Annotated in this window: 16 protein-coding genes; 9 read left to right on the top strand and 7 right to left on the bottom strand. The window is 66.3% G+C overall.

The genetic code is table 11. The features are described 5' to 3' along the window. Positions 1 to 3 precede the first annotated feature (3 nt). The 6 genes from HL653_RS20415 to HL653_RS20390 all read left to right on the top strand — a co-directional run bounded on the left by HL653_RS20415 (position 4) and on the right by HL653_RS20390 (position 4,548). Entirely contained in the window at positions 4 to 414 is a 411-nt protein-coding gene (locus HL653_RS20415; RefSeq protein ID WP_171746129.1) for a hypothetical protein, read from the top strand. A gap of 194 nt (positions 415 to 608) precedes the next feature. Then, positions 609 to 1,250, top strand: coding sequence for an ATP-dependent Clp protease proteolytic subunit (locus HL653_RS20410; RefSeq protein WP_171746128.1), 642 nt, complete (start codon positions 609 to 611; stop codon positions 1,248 to 1,250). A 269-nt stretch (positions 1,251 to 1,519) separates the two neighbouring features. Further along, the gene (clpX, locus tag HL653_RS20405) at positions 1,520 to 2,788 is read left to right on the top strand and encodes an ATP-dependent Clp protease ATP-binding subunit ClpX (protein WP_171746127.1); all 1,269 of its coding nucleotides are present in this window, start codon (positions 1,520 to 1,522) and stop codon (positions 2,786 to 2,788) included. Positions 2,789 to 2,973: 185 nt separating this feature from the next. Continuing rightward, positions 2,974 to 3,345 (top strand): tRNA-binding protein, encoded by a 372-nt coding sequence (locus HL653_RS20400; protein WP_171747158.1) that lies wholly within the window; start codon positions 2,974 to 2,976, stop codon positions 3,343 to 3,345. 10 nt (positions 3,346 to 3,355) lie between these two features. Beyond that, positions 3,356 to 3,718, top strand: a complete 363-nt coding sequence (locus HL653_RS20395; RefSeq protein ID WP_171746126.1) for a GFA family protein — start codon at positions 3,356 to 3,358, stop codon at positions 3,716 to 3,718. 110 nt (positions 3,719 to 3,828) lie between these two features. Continuing rightward, on the top strand, positions 3,829 to 4,548 hold the full coding sequence (locus tag HL653_RS20390; RefSeq protein ID WP_171746125.1) for a hypothetical protein: 720 nt from the start codon (positions 3,829 to 3,831) through the stop codon (positions 4,546 to 4,548). A 3-nt stretch (positions 4,549 to 4,551) separates the two neighbouring features. On the opposite strand, the gene HL653_RS20385 is transcribed toward HL653_RS20390, so the two are convergent. The 5 genes from HL653_RS20385 to HL653_RS20365 form a co-directional block, all read right to left on the bottom strand. Beyond that, positions 4,552 to 4,869 carry a DsrE family protein gene (locus tag HL653_RS20385; RefSeq protein WP_171746124.1) on the bottom strand — a complete coding sequence of 106 codons (318 nt, stop codon included), beginning with the start codon at positions 4,867 to 4,869 and terminating at the stop codon, positions 4,552 to 4,554. Next, positions 4,854 to 5,606 (bottom strand): HesA/MoeB/ThiF family protein, encoded by a 753-nt coding sequence (locus tag HL653_RS20380; protein ID WP_171747157.1) that lies wholly within the window; start codon positions 5,604 to 5,606, stop codon positions 4,854 to 4,856. Before HL653_RS20380 ends, HL653_RS20385 begins: the two co-directional genes overlap by 16 nt. Further along, complete coding sequence (gene dut / locus HL653_RS20375) at positions 5,606 to 6,049, bottom strand: dUTP diphosphatase (protein WP_171746123.1); 444 nt, start codon at positions 6,047 to 6,049, stop codon at positions 5,606 to 5,608. Before dut ends, HL653_RS20380 begins: the two co-directional genes overlap by 1 nt. After that, positions 6,046 to 7,458, bottom strand: coding sequence for a phosphopantothenate--cysteine ligase family flavoprotein (locus tag HL653_RS20370; protein WP_171746122.1), 1,413 nt, complete (start codon positions 7,456 to 7,458; stop codon positions 6,046 to 6,048). Before HL653_RS20370 ends, dut begins: the two co-directional genes overlap by 4 nt. A 1,020-nt stretch (positions 7,459 to 8,478) precedes the next feature. Then, positions 8,479 to 9,618, bottom strand: a complete 1,140-nt coding sequence (locus HL653_RS20365; protein WP_171746121.1) for a pyridoxal phosphate-dependent aminotransferase — start codon at positions 9,616 to 9,618, stop codon at positions 8,479 to 8,481. A 248-nt stretch (positions 9,619 to 9,866) separates the two neighbouring features. Here HL653_RS20365 and HL653_RS20360 point away from each other — a divergent pair, with 248 nt between their 5' ends. After that, the gene (locus tag HL653_RS20360) at positions 9,867 to 10,439 is read left to right on the top strand and encodes a PEPxxWA-CTERM sorting domain-containing protein (RefSeq protein ID WP_171746120.1); all 573 of its coding nucleotides are present in this window, start codon (positions 9,867 to 9,869) and stop codon (positions 10,437 to 10,439) included. A gap of 48 nt (positions 10,440 to 10,487) precedes the next feature. Here HL653_RS20360 and ubiB read toward each other — a convergent pair whose 3' ends face one another. Both ubiB and ubiE read right to left on the bottom strand, forming a co-directional pair. Further along, complete coding sequence (gene ubiB / locus HL653_RS20355; protein WP_171746119.1) at positions 10,488 to 12,020, bottom strand: 2-polyprenylphenol 6-hydroxylase; 1,533 nt, start codon at positions 12,018 to 12,020, stop codon at positions 10,488 to 10,490. A gap of 37 nt (positions 12,021 to 12,057) precedes the next feature. Continuing rightward, positions 12,058 to 12,789, bottom strand: coding sequence for a bifunctional demethylmenaquinone methyltransferase/2-methoxy-6-polyprenyl-1,4-benzoquinol methylase UbiE (gene ubiE / locus HL653_RS20350; protein WP_171746118.1), 732 nt, complete (start codon positions 12,787 to 12,789; stop codon positions 12,058 to 12,060). Positions 12,790 to 12,835: 46 nt separating this feature from the next. Between ubiE and mutM the strand changes: the two genes are divergently transcribed. Both mutM and rpsT read left to right on the top strand, forming a co-directional pair. Further along, positions 12,836 to 13,648, top strand: coding sequence for a bifunctional DNA-formamidopyrimidine glycosylase/DNA-(apurinic or apyrimidinic site) lyase (gene mutM / locus HL653_RS20345; protein ID WP_171746117.1), 813 nt, complete (start codon positions 12,836 to 12,838; stop codon positions 13,646 to 13,648). Between the two features lie 231 nt (positions 13,649 to 13,879). Next, the gene (gene rpsT, locus HL653_RS20340; protein WP_171746116.1) at positions 13,880 to 14,143 is read left to right on the top strand and encodes a 30S ribosomal protein S20; all 264 of its coding nucleotides are present in this window, start codon (positions 13,880 to 13,882) and stop codon (positions 14,141 to 14,143) included. Positions 14,144 to 14,336: the final 193 nt, after the last annotated feature.

Genomic DNA, 14,336 nt, shown 5'->3' with positions numbered 1-14,336 from the left:
GCGATGTTCAGACAGGTTCTGCTGATGGCCACGCTTGCCGCCGCTCCGTTCGCGGCCACGACGGTTTCGTCGCAGACGCCGGCTCCGGGTCCCGGATCCGTCTGTGCGGCCGGCGAGCACCATGCGGCGATCCGCCACAGCCTGGTGAAGCCGGGCCAGTGGGGCGCATTCGCCGAGGCCGTGGCCGCGCACAACAGCTGGTATGTGAGCCACGCCAACAAGACGACGACGAATCTGGTGCGCGTGGTCAAGCCTGGCGCGGGCGGGTTCGCGCTGTCGCCGGCCGAAGCCGTGACGATCACGCGCTATGCCGACGCGCCGCCGCCAGCGCACGACGCGGCCTACGACGCGTTCACCGCCCAATACAAGGCCAGTTCCGAGCTGAAGGACGAAGTCCGCGTCTGCATGCCGTAGACGCGCCCGGCGCCGGGGCAGGGCAGGGCTCGCCCCGGCTTGCTCCGTAAAGAGGACGGCACCCGCTTTCCTGCGGAAGGAAAGGGTTTGTTGCGACTTTCCCGCCCATTCCGGATGGCGGTGCCGGGCCTCTTGAACTGCCTACGCCAAACGCCGATGTTGGCGTCGCAAAGGGCAGAAGGAAAACGACCCCCATGGCTTCTACCGACCACGCCGACATTCTCGGCGGCCTCGTCCCGATCGTGATCGAGCAATCGAACCGCGGCGAGCGGAGCTTCGACATCTACTCGCGTCTGCTCCGCGAGCGCATCGTGTTCATCACGGGCGGCGTCGAGGATCATATGGCCTCGCTGATCTGTGCCCAGCTTCTGTTCCTCGAATCCGAGAATCCGAAGAAGGACATCTATCTCTATATCAATTCGCCGGGCGGCGTGGTGACGGCCGGCCTCGCGATCCACGATACGATGCAGTATATCCGGCCGCGCGTCGGCACGCTCTGCATCGGTCAGGCGGCGTCGATGGGCAGCTTCCTGCTCGCGGCGGGCGAGCCGGGCATGCGCGTGGCGACCACCAACAGCCGTATCATGGTGCACCAGCCCTCGGGCGGCGCGCAGGGCATGGCCGCCGACATCGAGATCCAGGCGCGCGAGATTCTGCGCATGCGCCACCGGCTGAATTCGCTCTATGCGAAATATACCGGCCAGACGATCGAGGATATCGAGCGCGCGATGGACCGCGACAAGTTCCTCGAAGCGGACGAGGCCAAGGCCTTCGGCATCATTGACGAGGTGTTCGAGAAGCGCCCGGTGCCGACCGAGGAATCGGCCGCGGCCTGATCGCCCGGAACGGAATGAGGAAGGGGGCGGGGGCGCTGGCCTCTCGCCCCCTTTTTCATGCGGGCAAGCCGTTCAGGTAAGGCGGAACCGGGCGCGCGAACCGTTCGTATCGTAAGCGTCGGGCCCCGGACTTGTGCCACTGCCGAGCCGGTTCCATATTGGGTTTTGCGTAAACCTCGCGACAAGGACGGATGGGCTAAGGCTTGCCGCCCGACAAGTGCGGGGTCTAGGATCGACGCCGACTCGGCGTACCGAGGGTAAAGGACGTTATGACCAAGCTTTCCGGCGGTGACTCCAAGAGCACCTTGTACTGCTCCTTCTGCGGCAAATCGCAGCATGAAGTTCGCAAGCTCATTGCCGGGCCGACCGTTTTCATCTGCGATGAGTGCGTCGAGCTCTGCAACGACATCATTCGTGAAGAGACGAAGGCGACGCTCGTCAGCCGCAAGGACGGCGGCGTGCCCACGCCGCAGGAGATCTGCACCGTCCTCGACGATTATGTGATCGGCCAGGCGCGCGCCAAGCGCGTCCTCTCGGTCGCGGTCCACAATCATTACAAGCGGCTCGCCCACGGCGCGAAGGGCGCCGAGGTGGAGCTGGCCAAGTCGAACATCCTGCTCGTCGGCCCCACCGGCTGCGGCAAGACCCTGCTGGCGCAGACGCTGGCGAAGACGTTCGACGTGCCGTTCACGATGGCGGACGCCACGACGCTCACCGAAGCGGGCTATGTCGGCGAGGATGTCGAGAACATCATCCTGAAGCTGCTGCAGGCGAGCGACTACAATGTCGAGCGTGCGCAGCGCGGCATCGTCTACATCGACGAGATCGACAAGATCAGCCGCAAGGCGGACAATCCCTCGATCACGCGCGACGTGTCGGGCGAGGGCGTGCAGCAGGCATTGCTGAAGCTGATGGAGGGCACCACCGCCTCCGTGCCGCCGCAGGGCGGGCGCAAGCATCCGCAGCAGGAATTCCTGCAGGTGGACACGACCAACATCCTGTTCATCTGCGGCGGTGCCTTTTCGGGGCTCGAGAAGATCATCGGCGATCGCCTGCAGGGCAAGTCGATCGGCTTCGGCGCGCATGTCGCCTCGCCGGACGAGCGCCGCACCGGCGAGGTGCTGCGCCAGTGCGAGCCCGAGGATCTGCTGAAGTTCGGCCTGATCCCCGAATTCGTCGGCCGTCTGCCCGTGATCGCGACGCTGGAGGATCTCGACGAGGTCGCTCTGGTCAAGATCCTGGCCGAGCCCAAGAACGCGCTGGTGAAGCAGTATCAGAAGCTGTTCGAGATGGAGGGCGTGGAGCTTTCCTTCACGGACGAGGCGCTGTCGGCGGTCGCCCGCAAGGCGATCGTGCGCAAGACCGGCGCGCGCGGCCTGCGCTCGATCCTCGAAGGCATGCTGCTCGATACGATGTTCGACCTGCCCTCGATGGATGGCGTGGACGAGATCGTGGTCGACAAGGATGTGGTCGAGGGGCGCAAGGAGCCCGTCCGCGTCTTCGCCAAGAAGAAGGAAAAGGCGGGCGACGCCGCGTAAGCGGACGCCTGCCGTCATTCCCCTTCCGTCGTCATTCCCGCGAAAGCGGCAATCCATGGCATCCGCACGCTGAAGATGCAGCGCGCCTTTCGGCCCGAGCCGGTCCATGGATTCCCGCTTTCGCGGGAATGACGGGAGGGCTGGGACTGGTTTGGATGGCCGCTCGAACAGCGGGAAAGGGCCTCATGCACCTGCTCCACGATCCCGCCAGCCCGGCCGCAGATCCGATCGGCTTCGATGATTTCCTGAAGGTGGATATTCGCGTCGGCACGATCGTGGCGGCCGAACCCTTTCCGGAGGCGCGCAAGCCGGCGATCAAGCTGGTGATCGATTTCGGGCCGACGATCGGCCACCGGAAATCGAGCGCCCAGATCACCCGATCTTATGCGTCCGAGGCGCTGGTGGGGCGGCAGGTGGCGGCGGTCGTCAATTTTCCGCCCCGGCAGATCGGCAAATTCCTGTCCGAAGTGCTGACGTTGGGCTTTCCCGATGCGGAGGGCGAGGTGGTGTTGTTCGCGCCGGATCGGGCGGTGCCCGATGGCGGGCGCTTGTTCTGAAGGGCTGGGAATGAAGATCGAAGGCGGGTGCCATTGCGAGCTGGTGCGCTATGAGGCGGTGCTGCCCGACGGCCCGGTCGAGGTGCTGGAATGCGATTGCTCGATTTGCACGATGACCGGCTATCGCCATGTGATCGTGCCGGAAAAGGATTTCCGGATCGTCGAGGGCAAGGGCGATCTCACCACCTATCGCTTCGGCAGCGGCAAGGCGCGGCACATGTTCTGCACCCAGTGCGGCATCAAGAGCTTTTACAAGCCGCGCTCGCATCCGGACGCGATCAGCCTCAATCTGCGCTGTATCGATGATGCCACTATGCTGGAGATTCGGAGCGTCGCGTTCGACGGAAAGAATCATCCCGGCGCAATCGCGTAAATTTGCACTTTCGCGACGGCGCGAGCCCGGATAGCGGCGCGCTGATGGCCACAGCCTTGTCCCGATGGTTGAACGAGGAAGATCGGCCGCTTCGCCGGCGGGCCGTGTCTTTGGCCGTCACGATCATCGTCCATCTGCTGCTGCTGTTCCTGCTGCTGCGGCTGGCGCCTCCCGAATTCGTGCCGATGGGGCGGGTGGGCTCGCTGATGACCTTCTCCGTCATGCCGGCGGCGGAGCAGGAGAAGTCGGCGCAGAAGGCCGCCGCCAAGCCCGCCGCCTCTCAGACCAAGGTGGACAAGGCGATCACTCCGCCGAAGCAGGCACTGCCGCCGCCGATCGTGAAGATGCCGACCCCGCTGAGGATGCCGGACGGCTTCATCGAGCTGAGCCGCAGCGACGTGAGCCGGGTGGATCAGGTGATGAACACGCCGCACGAAGCGCAGGCCACCGGGCAGGCGGTGGCGTCGGCCAGCGGCGGCCAGGGCGATACGCCGTCTCAAATGGGGCCGAAGGGCGAGTTGCTCTATGCGGCCGAATGGTATCGCCATCCGACCGAAGCTGAACTCGGGCCCTACAAGCCTCGTCATGACGTGCCGGAGGGATCCTGGGGCGAAATCGCCTGCCGCACCGTCGCGCGCTATCACGTCGAGGATTGCTATGAGCTGGGCGACAGTTTCCCCGGCGTCGGAATCGCGCGCGGGATGCGGCAGGCGGCGTTCCAGTTCCTGGTCCGGCCACCGCGTGTAGGCGGGCGCACCTTGGTGGGCACCTGGGTCCGCATTCGGATCACGCTGACCCAGAATCCCAATAACGGCGACGATCAGGGCTGAGGCTCACGCCAGCAGCAGGCGATCCTCGTCCAGATCGGCCATCACGGAGACGAGGCCGCCCGCTTCGAAGCGGGGATCGAGCGTGATGCCCTGTTCGGCCAGGCCCGTCTGGCACACCGAAATCTGCGCGCCGAGCTCGATGGCCGCTTCCAGCAGCGGCTCCGGCGGCGAGGGCGGGATGCACAGCAGCGGGACGGCCGCGGCGTCGAAGAACAGGCGGACGCGGCCGCCGAGCGCCGCTTCGGCCGCCGCCACGCCCAGCGCGCTGCGCAGCCGATCGGGATCGGCGCCGGCGATGATGATCGTCAGGCCGCGGCGCATCGGCAGGCCGGATCCTTGGGCAGGCCGATCGTGCGGAAGCGGAAGGCGAGCGCATCCAGCAGCAGCAGCTTGCCCGCGCTGTCCTCGCCGAAGGGCACGATCTGGCGGATCGCCTCGATCGCGGCGAGGCTGCCCATCACGCCGGTGAGCGCGCCCAGCACGCCCTGATCGGCGCAGGACACGTCCGGCATGGCGGGCGCATCGCCGACGAGGCAGCGATAGCAGGGCTTGCCCGCCTCCCACCCGCGATAGACGGCGAGCTGACCCTCGAACTGGCCGACGGCGGCGGAGACGAGCGGAACCCGCTTTTCCAGCGCGGCATCGGCGACGGCGAGGCGGGTGGCGAAACTGTCCGACCCGTCGATCACCACATCCACGCCGAACAGCAGGCCGGCCGCATTCTCCGCATCGAAGCGCAGCTGGCGCGGGCTGACGCGCACGTCCGGGTTCAGCCGCTGCACCGCATTGGCGACCATCGCCACCTTGTTCGCGCCGACATCGCGCGTGGTGTAGAGCGTCTGCCGCTGGAGATTGGAGAGCGACACCTGATCGTCGTCGATCACGGTCAGCCGGCCGATGCCGGCGGCGGCGAGATACTGGATCGCGGGCGACCCGATCCCACCCGCGCCGATCAGCGCGACATGGGCGGAGAGCAGCCGCTGCTGGCCGTCGCCGCCAATCTCCTTGAGGATGATGTGGCGGGCGTAGCGATCGATCTGATCGTCGGTGAGGGTCATCACCGTCCGGTCGAGCCGAAGCCGCCCGCGCCGCGTGCGGTTTCTTCCAGCTCCTCGGCTTCGGTGAAGTAAGCGCGCAGGACGGGCGCGGGGACGAGCTGGGCGATACGGTCGCCGCGCGCGATGGTGACGGCATCCGAGCCGAGATTGGCGAGAATTACCTTCACTTCGCCGCGATAATCGGCGTCGATCGTGCCGGGCGTGTTGAGGCAGGTCACGCCATGCCGGAGCGCGAGGCCCGAGCGGGGGCGGACCTGCACCTCATACCCTTCCGGAATCGCGACGGCGAAGCCGGTGGCGACGGCGGCACGGGCACCGGGGGCGAGCGTGATATCCTCCGCGGCGACCACGTCCATGCCGGCCGCCTCGGCGGTGGCATAAGCGGGGAGCGGCAGGCCCTCTCCATGGGGCAGGCGCTTCAGGCGGATGGCGATGCTGTTCAAACGGAGGCTCCGAGGGTTTTGGCGATACGATGCGCGAGGCGGCTCGCCACGTCTTCCTTGCTGGCATCGGGCCAGCTTTCGACGTCGCGCGCGGTGACGATGTGGACCGAGTTGCGATCCCCGCCCATCACGTCACCCGATACGTCGTTGGCGACGATCCAGTCCACATTCTTGCGCGCGCGCTTCGCCATGGCGTGGGTCATCACGCTTTCCGTCTCGGCCGCGAAGCCGATCAGGAGGGCTGGGCGCTGCGGGCTGGCGGCGAGGCCGGCGAGGATGTCGGGGTTTTCGACGAGGGCGAGCGTGGGCGGGGTATCGCCCGTTTTCTTGATCTTCTGGGCGGCCTCGTCGGCCATGCGCCAGTCCGCCACGGCGGCGACCAGCACGGCGACGTCGGCGGGCAGCGCCCGATCGACGGCGGCCTGCATCTGGAGCGCGGTTTCCACATCCACGCGGCGAACGCCGGGGGGCGTGGCGAGGGTGACGGGGCCGGCGATCAGCGTGACCTCCGCGCCGAGGCGGGCGAGGGCGGCGGCGATCGCGAAGCCCTGTTTGCCGGACGAGCGATTGGCGATGTAGCGGACCGGATCGATCGGCTCGTGCGTGGGGCCGGCGGTGACGAGCGCGCGCTTGCCCGCAAGCGGCGCGTTCGGGTCTTGCCCTGCGGAGAACGATACATTTTCCCCGTTCGTCCTGAGCCTGTCGAAGGACGGGCTGCTGGCGGAGGCGCCTGGGGCACGTCCTTCGACTTCGCTCAGGACGAACGGAGCGGAGGGAGTGAGCGGGGTGGAATGGGCCAGCGTGGACGGAGTGAGCGCGGAGGGGCGCACTGTTTCTCCTTCCGTTCGTGCTGAGCCTGTCGAAGCACGGGCTCCGAGAGCGTCACCGATCGCGCCCACGATCGCGTCGATCTCCGGCAGGCGGCCGGGGCCATATTCGCCGCAGGCCATCGGGCCTTCGTCCGGCTCCAGCACGGTGACGCCGTCGGCGCGCAAATTGGCGACGTTGCGGCGCGTGGCGGCGTGGCCCCACATGCGGACGTTCATCGCGGGCACGGCCAGCACGGGCTTGTCGGTGGCCAGCAGGAGCGTGGTGGCCAGATCGTCGGCGATGCCGGCCGCCATCTTCGCCATCAGATCGGCGGTGGCGGGGCAGACCACGACCAGATCGGCCTCCCGGCTCAGCTGGATATGGCCCATCTCGGCCTCGTCCTTCAGATCCCACAGCGAGGTGTGGACCGGCTGTTCGCTCAGCGCCGCCAGAGTCATCGGCGTGACGAAATGGGCGCCGCCCGCGGTCAGCACGCAGCGCACCGTGGCGCCCTGCTTGCGGAGCGCGCGGATCAACTCGCACGCTTTGTAGGCCGCGATCCCGCCGCCGACGATGAGGAGGATGCGCTGGCCGATCATGCGACGCTCCATGCCGCCGCCGGGGCCGCGAGTCGAGGGTACGGAAGATGACAAAGGCAACGCCACGTCGGGGGGCAAGAGCGCTCGGCCCAAGGGTTTGCGCGGGATCGGGAGGATTGCCGGGTCGATGGGACGGGCATGCGCGAAGGGTGGCAGAGGCCGGCCGTGCAGGAAAGGGCCATGTCGCGGATTTTTGCGGACGGGCTGGCGCCGGCGGCGGGGCGCTGCCACGAAGGGGCATGGAACGCCTGCTGGACATGCTTCGCCGCCATTCGGGCTGGATGCTCGGCATCCTCGCCTTGCTCGCCTGGTTCGTGCTGCTGTGGAAGATGTTCGGGGACGTGCTTTAAGGGCGCGGTGGGGCGTGCCTTGCGAGCTGCCGATCGTCATTGCGAGCGCAGCGAAGCAGTCCAGCTCCGATACTGCGGGACTGGATTGCTTTGCTGCGCTCGCAATGACGGGAATGATGGGTAGCTCTCGACCCGGCCCATGATCCTTATGGGAGGGTGGGCATTATGCCCGATGCTCATCGCGGCCTGCCTAGCCTACAGCGAAATCGATTTCGATGTGTACGACTTTCGCCGCAATCAATATCGGCAATCAGCAAAACTGGCATATTAGATAATGGACTGGATACCGATCGTCTTCGTTATATTCAAAGTCGTCGTGCTTGGAATAGGTATGTTCTTCGCCGTAAAATGGCATTACGATCAGGACAAGAAGGCCAAAAAGATCGATGCGCTACGCGCCGTTGGCAGCGTGGTCGTAATATTTTCGCTGTCTCTTCTTATATTGATGTGTGTTGTATTCACACTTGCCAAAATGCTCAATCTGGAATTGCCGTTCCTATAACGCGCCCATCGCCGGATGTCCTGCGCTGGGGCGAGCGTTGCCGTTCCCTCTCCGCCATCCCGGCGAAGGCTGGGGGCTATGGCTCTTTTCACTGGGCAGCGGTTGCCGATCGGCGATCTCGCAAGTTTCCACCCACAGCCGGCCCCTTCCCTACGGGAAAGGGAGAGGTCAGCCGATCAACGGGCGCGCGGCGAACCAGGGTGTCATGCGGGCGACCGCATCCTCGACGCGGTCGCTGGAGACGGCGAAGCTGAAGCGCATGAAGGCGTGCCCGTCGACCGGATCGAAATCCACGCCCGGCGCGGTGGCGACGCCGGTGTCGCGCAACAGCGTCTCGCAGAAAGCGAGGCTGTCCTGCGTGAGATGGCCGACATCGGCGTAGATGTAGAAGGCGCCGTCGGGCGGGGCGATGCGGCGCAGCCCCATGGCGGGAAGCGCCTCCAGCATCAAAGCGCGGTTGCGGCGATAGGTGGCGACATGGCCCTCCAGTTCGTCGCGGCAATCGAACGCGATCAGCCCGGCATGCTGGGCGAGGGACGGCGGCGTGAGGAACAGATTGCCCATGCGCGCGCGGGCCTTGTCGATCATCGCATCGGGCACGACCAGCCAGCCCAGCCGCCAGCCGGCCATGCTGTAATATTTGGAGAAGCTGTTGACGATCATCGCGTCCGGCTTGTGCTGGAGCAACGTGTCGGCCGGCAATGTATAGCTGAGGCCATGATAGATTTCGTCCGAGACGAGCGCGATGCCGCGCCGGTTGCACACCTCGGCGATCGCTTTCAACTCCTCGGGCGGGATGATCGTGCCAGTGGGGTTCGCGGGACTCGCGACGATGAGCCCATCCGGTGCGGGATCGAGCGCCTCGATCGCGGCGGCGGTGATCTGGAAGCGCTCGGCCTCGCCGCAGGCCAGCTCGACCGGTTCGATATGCATCGCCTTCAGCGTGTTGCGATAGGCGACATAGCCGGGGCGGGCGAGCGCGACGCGGGCGCCGGGCAGGAACAGGCAGGAGAGCGCCATCACGAAGGCGGGTGAGGCGCCGCAGGTGAGGATGATGCGCTCGGGATCGACCGAGACGCCGTGTGCCTCGGCATAATAAGCGGCGATGCGGGCCTTGAGCGGGGGGCTCTCCCAATAGCCCATGCCGTCCGTATCGAGGATGCGGTGCGCGGCGGCGATGGCAGGCGCCGGCGCGCCGGTGGAGGGCTGGCCGAACTCCATGTGGATCACCGAGCGCCCCTCCACGCCCATGCGGTGGGCGAGGCGGCTGATGGCGATGGCGTGGAACGGATCGATGTCGACGGGCATGCGCCCCGTTATGGCCGGGGGCAGGCGGGGGCAAGGCATGGCACGCGGGACGGAGCGGCCGCGTCGCGCATGCCGATACCGGCCTTTGAGCATGGCTCGGTAGTGGCGTGGCGGGCGCAGTGTCGTGCGGCAATGATATATTTCTGGTTGGCGGTGATCGGCAGTCGATTGTCGAGTGGATCAAATGAATCGCGCAATTGAGCGAAAATCATGTATGATTAACCGAATCCTTGTGGGGGGACTTGGATATGATCCGCGCGATTGCAGGACTTGCATTCTTTCTCGTCGGGCTGCTGTCGAACCCGGTTCGGGCGTCGGTGATTTACAAGCTCGACGTTATCGAGACATTTATCGGCCTTGTCGGATCGGTGGAGATCACGCAGCCGGACTATATCACCAGCTATGTGAATTTTCCGGAGAACGTTCTGACGAATTGTTCGGTGACCGGGGCGGGGTCGGTGGCCTGTTTCCGGGCGGAATTCATACCGGATATCAGAAACCTGAATATCGCCGTCGACGATGCTGATTATGTTGGTTTCTATGGTCGGGATAACAACAACAACTCCTTTGGAGCGATTTTTGTCCTGACCAATGGCGCGCTTTCGACGCCCGGCGTCTACATGAACCTGGACGAACTCGATTATGAATCCGCGCGCCTGACCATCATCGATACCTCGATCGTCCCCGAACCGGCGACGTGGGCGGCCTTCATCGTCGGGTTTCTGTTGATCGGGGGGATGCTGCGCGCATCACGCGACCATTCCGGAGCGCGGCCTATCTCCCTTATCGCCTCCGTGCGCTGGCCACGCCCGATCGGGTGAGGTGCGGACGCTGACAGGCCACCGATCGCTCGACCTCGCGCGTCGGCATCAGCCCAGGAGGTAGGCTATGCCGGCGCCGAGCAGGCCCGCCAGCACGGCCACCACCGCATAACGCCAGCCGCCGCCGATGCGGACCACCTGCACCTCGCGCAGCGGCGGGGGCGGGGGCGCGGCGCCCGGCGCCGGGTAGCGGGCCTCGATACGGCGGACGAGTTCGGGCAGGCGGGCGAGGGTGCGGAGATCCTCGGTCAGGCGGTCGGCGAGCCAGGCCTCGGGGCCGAGTTCGTCGCGCAGCCATTCCTTCACGAACGGGCCCGACACCTCCCACATGTTGATGTCCGGATCGAGCATCGAGGCGACACCCTCCACCATCACCATCGTCTTCTGGAGCAGCAGCAGGTGCGGCTGCGTTTCCATGTCGAAATCGCGCGTGATCGCGAACAGGCCGTCCAGCATCTGGCCGATCGAGACGTCCTTGACCGGCAGGCCGCGGATCGGCTCGCCCACGGCGCGGAGAGCCGTGGTGAATTCGGCGAGATTGTGGTGCGCGGGGACATAGCCCGCCTCGAAATGGATTTCCGCCACGCGGGCATAATTACCGGTGAGCAGGCCGTGGAGGATCTCGGCCAGCCACAGGCGCGCCTGCCGGTTGATGCGGCCCATGATGCCGAAATCGATCGCGGCGATGCGGCCGTCCGGCAGCGCGAACAGATTGCCCTGGTGGAGATCGGCATGGAAGAAGCCGTCCGCGATCGCCTGTCGCAGGAAGGAGCGGACGACGATGGCGGCCAGCGCATGCGTGTCGTGCCCGGCGGCGATCAGGGCGGTGCGATCGGAGAGCTTGATGCCGGGCACCCATTCCAGCGTCATCACGCGGCGGGTGGTGCGGCTCCAGTCGATCTGGGGGACGGTGAAGCCGGGCTCGGCAGCCATATTCTCGGCCAGTTCGGAGGCGGAGGCCGCCTCGCGCCGCAGATCCAGCTCGCGCGAGGTCCACTGGCGGAAATGGGCGATGACGAGGCGCGGCTTCAGGCGGGAAAATTCGCCACCGATCGCCTCGGCCTGCGCGGCCGCCCATTCATAGGTCTCGATCGCCTTGGCGAGGTCTTCCTCGATGCCGGGGCGCAGCACCTTCACCGCGACGTCGCGGCCCTCATGCGTCGTCGCGCGGTGGACTTGCGCGATCGAGGCGGCGCCGACGGGCTCGGGATCGAACGCGGCATAGGCCTGCTCGATCGATTTCTCGAGGCTGCGCTCGATCTCGGCGCGGACCAGCGCGAAGGGCGCGGGGGGGACGGCATCCTGCAGGCGCGTGAGATCCCGCGCGGCTTCCTCGCCCACCAGATCGGGACGGGTGGCGAGCGCCTGGCCGAGCTTGATCGCGGCCGGGCCGATCGCCTGGAACGCATCGGCATAATTGGGCCGGGCCGGCACGCGCGCGCCGATGCGCAGCACGCGAAACAGGCGGCGGATCGTGGCGGGCGTGTTCGGATCGCGCTCGATCCCCATCAGCGCGCCGTGGCGCGCGAGGGTGCGGCCCCAGCGCGCGAGGCGGAGCGCGTGGACGACGGAGGTGGTCATACCCCTCTACGGCTCCCCACAACGGGGATCGGCATGGTCATATCTTCCAGCCCGAGTGGATCGCGACGAGGCCGCCGAGGATGGGTTCGGCCTTGGTCTGGACGAAGCCGGCCTCGCCGATCATCGCCTTGAAGCGGTCCATCGTGGGGAAGCGGCGGATCGACTCGATCAGGTAGCGATAGCTCTCCTCGTCATCCGCGATCATCTTGCCCAGCTTGGGCACGATCTTGTGCGAATAGACGTCGTAAATGTCCGCGAAGCCGGGCCAGAGCGTGGTCGAGAATTCGAGGCAGAAGAAGCGGCCGCCGCGCTTCAGCACGCGATGCGCCTCGCGCAGCGCCGCCGGAATGTCCGTGACGTTCCGGATGCCGAAGGCGATCGTGTAGGCGTCGAACGCCTTGTCAGAAAAGGTGAGCGTCTCGGCATTCTGCTCGATGAAGGTGAGGCCCTCGATCCGCTTCTTCTCGGCGCGCTGGCGGCCGACATCCAGCATCGCCGGGTTGATGTCCGACACGGTGACGGCGGCGCCGTGGCGGGCCATGCGGAAGGCGATGTCGCCCGTGCCGCCCGCCATATCGAGGATCGTCTCGCCCTCGCGCGGCTTCACGCGCGACACGAAGCGATCCTTCCACAGGCGATGCATCCCGGCCGACATCGCATCGTTCATGATGTCGTAGCGGCGGGCGACGCGCGCGAACACCTCGCCGACCTTCTGGGTTTTCTCTTCGGGGCTGACCTCGGCATAGCCGAACGACACGGTTTCGCTCATGTGGGGCGCCATAGCGGCGGCAGCGGGAATGGGCTAGCGGCCGTGCATGCCCGAGCTTCCCGAGGTCGAAACCACCGTGCGCGGCCTGCGCCCCGTGCTGGAGGGCCAGCGCCTGATCACCGTCGAGCCGCGCCGCGCGGACCTGCGCCGCGTGATCCCGCCCGATCTGCGCCAGCGACTCACGGGCGCCGTGGTGACGGGGCTGGGCCGGCGCGCCAAATATGGGCTGATCGAGACGGATCGCGGCGACACGATGATCTTCCACCTCGGCATGTCCGGGCGGTGGCGGGTCGATCCCGAAGACCTCGGCAAGCACGATCATCTGCTGCTGGAGACGGAGGAGGGGCGGCGCCTGTCGCTGTGCGATCCGCGCCGCTTCGGCTCGCTCGATCTGGTGCGGACGGACGAGGTGGCGGCGTTTCCGGCCTTTGCGGCGCTGGGGCCGGAGCCGCTGGGCGAGACGCTGACGGCGGCGTTCCTGGCGGAGCGCCTGGCCGGGCGGATCGCGCCGATCAAATTGCTGCTGCTGGATCAGCGGATCGTGGCGGGGCTGGGCAACATCTATGTGTGCGAGGCGCTGTATATGGCGCGGATAAACCCGCGCGCACCGGGCGGATCGATCTCGCTGGCGAAGCTGAGGAAGCTGGTGGTGGCGATCCACGAGGTATTGGAGGCGGCGATCGAGGCGGGGGGATCGTCGCTGCGCGACTATGCGCGGCCGGACGGGCAGCTCGGCTATTTCTCCAAGCAGTTCCTCGTCTACGGGCGCGAGGGCGAGCCGTGCGAATGCGGCGGGCTTGTCGCCCGGCAGGTGGATGGCGGGCGATCAACGTTCTGGTGCCCGAGGTGCCAGAAATAGCATCGCTTCCAGGATCGCGCGCAGCGCAATGGCCTTTCTCTCTGCGTCTCCGCGTCTCTGCGTGAACCAATTTTTCACGCAGAGACGCGGAGACGCAGAGGAGAGGGGAGATTGGCCTGCGGCCGCATATGGTCGGTTGACGAGATAGGTCACCTTCTGTAGTGGGCGCGCTTCACGACGCGGGTCCGCCCGGCGTCGCTCTTCCAATTTCAAGCCAAGGGTTTCGATCAGATGGCGAACACGCCGCAAGCCAAGAAGCGCATCCGTCGCAACGATCGCCGCGCGGAAATCAACGGTGCGCGCGTCAGCCGCATCCGTACTTTCGTGAAGAAGGTCGAGTCGGCGATCGGCGCTGGCGACAAGGCGGCCGCCTCTGCGGCGCTCGCCGCCGCCCAGCCGGAGATGGCGCGTGGCGTGTCGAAGGGCGTGCTCCACAAGAACACCGTCTCGCGCAAGTTCGCGCGCCTGACGAAGGCGGTCGCCGCACTGGCGTAACCGTTAGCCCCGTTTCGGGCGCAAAATCAGGGCCCGCCGGTCGCTTAGATCGGCGGGCTTTTTGCTGTTTATGCAGGATGGGTTCCATCCCTCGGAAAACAAATGATTCTCCGAAGCGTAACAAAGAATACATAAATTTCTCAATGACTTGAGAAAAGTTATGGCAAATATCCGCAGGACTCGGTGTCAAGCG

This window comes from Sphingomonas sp. AP4-R1 (genome assembly GCF_013113735.1).
Lineage (GTDB): Bacteria > Pseudomonadota > Alphaproteobacteria > Sphingomonadales > Sphingomonadaceae > Sphingomonas_I.
This window is presented reverse-complemented; position numbering and strand designations above follow the sequence as displayed.

Excerpts from the sequence above, each read along its gene's own strand:
- HL653_RS20415 (WP_171746129.1), top strand. The coding sequence starts at position 4 with ATGTTCAGACAGGTTCTGCTGATGGCCACGCTTGCCGCCGCTCCGTTC.
- HL653_RS20410 (WP_171746128.1), top strand. The coding sequence starts at position 609 with ATGGCTTCTACCGACCACGCCGACATTCTCGGCGGCCTCGTCCCGATC.
- clpX (WP_171746127.1), top strand. The coding sequence starts at position 1,520 with ATGACCAAGCTTTCCGGCGGTGACTCCAAGAGCACCTTGTACTGCTCC.
- HL653_RS20400 (WP_171747158.1), top strand. The coding sequence starts at position 2,974 with ATGCACCTGCTCCACGATCCCGCCAGCCCGGCCGCAGATCCGATCGGC.
- HL653_RS20395 (WP_171746126.1), top strand. The coding sequence starts at position 3,356 with ATGAAGATCGAAGGCGGGTGCCATTGCGAGCTGGTGCGCTATGAGGCG.
- HL653_RS20385 (WP_171746124.1), bottom strand. The coding sequence starts at position 4,869 with ATGCGCCGCGGCCTGACGATCATCATCGCCGGCGCCGATCCCGATCGG.
- HL653_RS20380 (WP_171747157.1), bottom strand. The coding sequence starts at position 5,606 with ATGACCCTCACCGACGATCAGATCGATCGCTACGCCCGCCACATCATC.
- HL653_RS20370 (WP_171746122.1), bottom strand. The coding sequence starts at position 7,458 with ATGATCGGCCAGCGCATCCTCCTCATCGTCGGCGGCGGGATCGCGGCC.
- HL653_RS20365 (WP_171746121.1), bottom strand. The coding sequence starts at position 9,618 with ATGCCCGTCGACATCGATCCGTTCCACGCCATCGCCATCAGCCGCCTC.
- HL653_RS20360 (WP_171746120.1), top strand. The coding sequence starts at position 9,867 with ATGATCCGCGCGATTGCAGGACTTGCATTCTTTCTCGTCGGGCTGCTG.
- ubiB (WP_171746119.1), bottom strand. The coding sequence starts at position 12,020 with ATGACCACCTCCGTCGTCCACGCGCTCCGCCTCGCGCGCTGGGGCCGC.
- ubiE (WP_171746118.1), bottom strand. The coding sequence starts at position 12,789 with ATGAGCGAAACCGTGTCGTTCGGCTATGCCGAGGTCAGCCCCGAAGAG.
- mutM (WP_171746117.1), top strand. The coding sequence starts at position 12,836 with ATGCCCGAGCTTCCCGAGGTCGAAACCACCGTGCGCGGCCTGCGCCCC.
- rpsT (WP_171746116.1), top strand. The coding sequence starts at position 13,880 with ATGGCGAACACGCCGCAAGCCAAGAAGCGCATCCGTCGCAACGATCGC.